Origin of the sequence: Limosilactobacillus difficilis (genome assembly GCF_947387495.1) — a bacterium.
Lineage (GTDB): Bacteria > Bacillota > Bacilli > Lactobacillales > Lactobacillaceae > Limosilactobacillus > Limosilactobacillus difficilis.
Genome location: NZ_CANDNU010000078.1, coordinates 1 through 2,915 on the forward strand (window position 1 = coordinate 1; position 2,915 = coordinate 2,915).

General features: G+C 39.2%; 1 protein-coding gene. It reads right to left on the reverse strand.

Features of this window, described 5'->3' with window-relative positions; genetic code table 11:
* Window positions 1–462: 462 nt before the first annotated feature.
* Entirely contained in the window at window positions 463–1,557 is a 1,095-nt protein-coding gene (gene xerS / locus QOR82_RS08920; RefSeq protein WP_283584392.1) for a tyrosine recombinase XerS, read from the reverse strand.
* Between the last annotated feature and the right edge of the window lie 1,358 nt (window positions 1,558–2,915).

The window sequence follows — 2,915 nt, forward strand, 5'->3', positions numbered from 1 at the left end:
TATTTAATGGTATAGCGAAGCAACAAAAAACGGCACCGATAAGAATTACTCTTATCAGTACCGAATATTCTAGAATCATATTTTAAAGGAAAACGGAGCTGAATGAAATCTTCGGATTTCATTCAGCTCCGTTCTTTACTAGGAACTTATGTCACAGCCACTTTTTATTTTATCGATTGCGTTAATCTGTCATTAGTGTTGGGTGTGGTACTGATGGAACATTGGATATGCCAACGAGGCAACAATAATAGCCACGAAACTAACTACTGCAATGAAATTACTCAGAGATGACATCATAATGCTCAATCCCCCCATGTTTTTGATCCTATCTCTTTACACTTTTATTATATCTTGAGTATTTAGCAGTAGCCAGCGTTCTAGCAAAGTCTTATTAAAGTATTATTGAGCTCTTAGGGATCTTTATAAATAATAGTAAATGCTTAGAAAAGGATGGAATAGCGATTAAAATTCTTTGGAATTCGTGCGATTGCCTAACTGGTTTTGCTGACCAATTTCCTTTAAGGCATGGCGCTGACGAGCCTGATCAACATGGGTATAGAGGTCCGTAGCACTGGTTCCTTTTTGGCCGAGCTGTTGAGCAACCAGCACCTGGTCCTTGGTTACCGAATAGAGTTCAGAGGCTAAAGTGTGCCGTAGTTTGTGTGGGGTGAGGGGGTGGCCAAAAGCGCGAGAGTATTTATTAACCATTTTTTCGATGGCATTAGTCGTCATGCGACGCGTCTGGCCATGATAAAGGGTGAGGAAGAAGGCCCGCATTTTTTTGTCCGCGTGGTAACGATTTTTGCGAATTTCCGCATAAGCCTTGATGTGTGGTAGGGTCCAGGGAGCGATAGGAACAGTGTCCCGCCAGCCCCCTTTGCGGGTGACGTCTAAAGTGGCATCCTTGAGATTAAGATCTTGCAGATCAACGCCCGCTGCCTCTGAAACTCGCACGCCGGTTCCTAAAATTAGAGCGACGATGGCAATATCACGCTCGTGGTTTTGCTTGAATGCCGGCCGGGCACGGGGATCACATTGCTTCACATATTGGTTTTTGAGGAAATCTATGAAGTCGTATTTTCGCTGGCCGGTGTACATATGAGACTCAAGGATATGAGCCCGATAGTTCAGGGTTTGGGTGTCGTTCATTGAACCGATTTTTTCCATTACATTGCGTTCAAAATAAGGCTTGCCATTGTTATTGTCGGCGGTGATCGTTAGGAACTTAAAAAGGGAGCGTAAGGCATTGAGAGAGCGGTTGATAGTTGTTGGTGAATTCAAGCGATGTTGCTTATTAGTAGAGTGCTTCAAATGATCGATGTAAAGCATGATATCGTTTCGCCGAAGATCTGCCAAGTCAGCTGGTTGAATGCTTTGATTATCAGCTGCATCAGTTAGTCCGGCTTGACGTAGCCAATCAAAAAAACGACGAATTTCGGTTAAATATTGGTAAATTGTCGTTACTGCATGGTTGGTGCCCACGTAATATTCCTTGACAAAGGATGGCATGGCGTTAAGTTCATTTTGAATTAAAGTAAGGTATTTGTCTGATGGCATAAAGATCCTCCTTAAATTTGTTTGGGGCAGGGGAAGGGGAGTTAAAATTAACTCCCCCCTCACTATTTTTCTTGCCGAAAGTACAATAAACTAGCAAAATGTGATGTTTTCACTGCTAAGAACTTCCAGTCTGAAAAACAATAAAACATAGGATTTCTGTTGATTTGTTGATCCAATTAAGGCTGAAATTGCAATCAATTAAAATAGCGTATTCTCGAGAGCCATAGTCAAGCATGATAAATTGAATTGAAAAACATTCCACATGAAGCTAAACTTCGCAAATTTAACAGCAAAATAACTAATTAGCTGATGCAATCAGGACAAATAATCATTAATTATTTGTAACAGTCAAAATGTAAATACACTGAAGATATATGGAAAGATTTTCAAAAAGCTTAGCAAATTATGATCAGTTGACTTGTCTAAGCCGCTAAGTCAATAAGTCGGTAGAAAAATACCATGTTTGGCTCGTACAATTCCCAAGCTGACGAGGGGACTAAGCCCAAAACTAGAAATTTCCATTGCTACCTGTCATTAAAATTATAGTTTTAATGACAGCAAATAGCAAGTTTTCTGGCGCGACAATTATCATCAATTTTAGGCGTAAACAATAAAAAACAGCTAGTATGTTTCTTTGCATTATTCGGAAAGTTTTTTTGCCCTAATCAATTAATTTTTCACAGTTTCGACTATTCCGCTCGTCTTTTTGAATTCATATTTCTAGTAATTTAGATAGTCTAACTAATCAGAAATCCTTACGTGATGCAAATGGCAAATCAACATGCGGTTGCTGTTACTCATCAGCAAGTTACTAAACCATTAATTACTGGACGTTGTTGTGCCACCACTGGACACGATTAGCTTGCTACATTCTTTGGTGCGTCAACATTAATGAAATTTTGCCTTGCTCTTATTTCGCTCTCAGACGAATCTTTACAGCATTCCATGTAGCCGGTGTTTGCTATCAATATAAACATTAAAGTTTAGAGACGTACAAATAACTTTAATGTTGCTAAACCTGGAATTAACTTTGCCATTGTTTTTTTGCCACAGATGTCTCTTCTCAATTTGAATATTAAGCTTACTTTTTAGTTTACATAATATATATTATTTAAAGCAAGAACGATTATAAAAAGATCAAATTATGGTCCCTGCGAAAGCAACCAGTTCAAATTGTTGGGGTTTACCATTACCGGCTCGCTCCAGCACCGCTCATTTTGAATAATCGCACTGTTTGCCACCGATCACTGATCTACGCTGTTTGGCGCCACAAATAAGCAAAAGGGGCTGTGACATAAGTCCCTAAATTAAGAAGATCCATTCGGAAATTGAAAAATTTTCGAATGGATCTTTTCCTT